Consider the following 2,426-nt stretch of genomic DNA (forward strand, 5'->3'; position numbering starts at 1 on the left):
GCAATTCGACCATCGTCCCGACCAGGTACGGCAGTTTGATGTCGCAGCGTTTCATCGTCTCCTGTGCCACTTCTCGGATCAGATCTTTCTGCGCCTTCCTCTCCGAGACCATCCCCACGAGCGGAATCATGATCTCCGGCACGATCTTCGCGCCATCTTTGGCCAATTCGCAGGCCGCTTCCATGATGGCCCTCGCCTGCATGCGTGTGATCTCCGGCATCGTAATGCCCAACCGGCATCCACGAAGACCGAGCATCGGATTAAACTCGTGCAGCTCTTCGACACGAGCCAGAAGTCGCCGTTTTTCTTCCAACTTGGCCCCATCATTGCCCGTCAATTCAAGCTGCGCGATTTCGACCATCAGTTCTTCCCGCTTGGGCAAGAATTCATGGAGCGGCGGATCAAGCAGGCGAATCGTCACCGGATATCCCTTCATCTCTCGATAGAGCCCCAGGAAGTCTTGTTTCTGCAGCGGCAACAACTGATCCAAGTATTTTTCGCGTTCCTCTTTCGTCCGGGCCAAGATCATCGTCTGCATGATCGGAATTCGATCCTCGGCGAAGAACATGTGTTCGGTGCGGCACAGACCAATACCCTCCGCGCCGAACCCCCTGGCGATGTTTGCCTGATCCGGCACATCGGCGTTGGCACGGACGCGAAGCTTGCGAAAACTGTCGGCCCAGGACAGGATCGTAGCGAACCGCTGATACTTGTCCGACTTCTTGGGATCCAGCTTCCCTTGAATCACCTGAATGATTTCGGATTCGACCACCGGAATGTCGCCTTCATATACATTGCCGTTCGATCCATTGATCGAGAGATAATCTTCTTCTTTAAAGGTCTTTGCTCCGATCCTCACGGTATGACTATCGAGCACTTCAACGGCTTCACAGCCTGCGACACAAACCTTGCCCATCTGCCGCGCCACCACGGCAGCATGAGACGTCATTCCACCGCGCGCAGTCAAGAAACCGGCCGCCGCGTTCATCCCGTGGATGTCATCCGGACTAGTCTCCTGCCTGACCAGCACGACTCGATTACCGGCTGCCTTCAGTTCAACCGCCCGGTCTGGGTTAAGAGCAATCTTGCCCGCCGCCGCGCCGGGCCCAGCCGGCAACCCCTTGCCGAGGGGATTCGATTTCGACTCTTCCTTTGTGTCGAAAATTGGGTAGAGATACTGCGCCAGTTGGTCGGCCCCGATTCGTTGCACGGCTTCCTGCTTTGAGATCAACCCTTCTTTCACCATGTCGACCGCGATCTTGACCGCCGCAATCCCCGTCCGCTTCCCGACACGGGTCTGCAACATATAGAGCTTGCCCTCCTGGATCGTGAATTCGAGGTCAAGCATGTCCCGGTAATGTTTCTCGAGCTTCTTATAGGTATGTTCGAGATCCTTGTAAGCCTCCGGAACGTTTTTCGATAACGCGCTCACAGGCAGAGGCGTTCTGATCCCGGCAACGACATCCTCGCCCTGAGCATTCATTAAACATTCACCGAAGAATGCTCGATCACCGGAACTGGGACTTCTCGTAAACGCGACGCCGGTCCCGCTTGTTTCTCCCATGTTCCCAAACACCATCGCCACCACATTGACCGCGGTTCCCCAGGAATCGGGAATGCTGTACAACCGGCGGTACGTAATGGCGCGGGCGCCGAACCAGGAGGAAAATACGGCATTGATCGCCAGCCGCAGCTGTTCCAGCGGTTCATCCGGAAAGTCCTTTTTCGTTTCTTCTTTGATGAGGGCTTTGAAACTCGCCACTAATTCGCGAAGGTGCCTGGCATCCAAATGGGTTTCATGCGCGACACCGACTTCGGTCTTCTTGTGCTTGAGAATCGCTTCAAAATGTTCTCGCGGTACACCCATCACGATACTGCCGAACATCGACACAAATCGCCGGTAGCTGTCCTGCGCAAAGCGATCGTTGCGGGTCTTGGCCGCGAGGCCTTCGACCGTCTTGGTCGTAAGACCAACGTTCAACACCGTGTCCATCATGCCCGGCATCGAGGCGCGCGCGCCCGACCGAACCGAGACCAGCAACGGCCGTTCCGGATTTCCGAATCTCATCCCCATCGAACGTTCGACGCGTTTGAGCGCCTGCAAGGTGGCATCCCACATTCCGTGAGGGTATTGCTTACCGATCCTGTAATATTCGACACAGGCTTCGGTGGAAATCGTAAACCCCGGTGGGACCGAGATACCCAAATTGGTCATCTCGGCCAACCCTGCGCCTTTTCCGCCGAGCAATTCCTTCATGTTCGACGTGCCCTCGGCTTTGCCGTCGCCGAAATAGTAGACGTATTTCTTTGCCACGTGACTTCTCCTTCCGGGAAGAGTGCGTATCAATGAACGGACGACCCGCGACGACCGTCTGTTTCCAGACGGAACCGATAGCGGTTCACCAAGAACCACTTCGCCCTTACGC

The 2,426-nt window shown here is 56.0% G+C and carries 1 protein-coding gene; it reads right to left on the bottom strand.

Going from position 1 to position 2,426, the window contains the following annotated elements; genetic code table 11:
* The coding region (gene ppdK, locus ACOSYY_RS08130; protein WP_421661767.1) for a pyruvate, phosphate dikinase at positions 1-2,314 on the bottom strand (2,314 nt) is incomplete at its 3' end.
* Positions 2,315-2,426: the final 112 nt, after the last annotated feature.

This window comes from Nitrospira sp. BLG_2 (assembly GCF_049222245.1).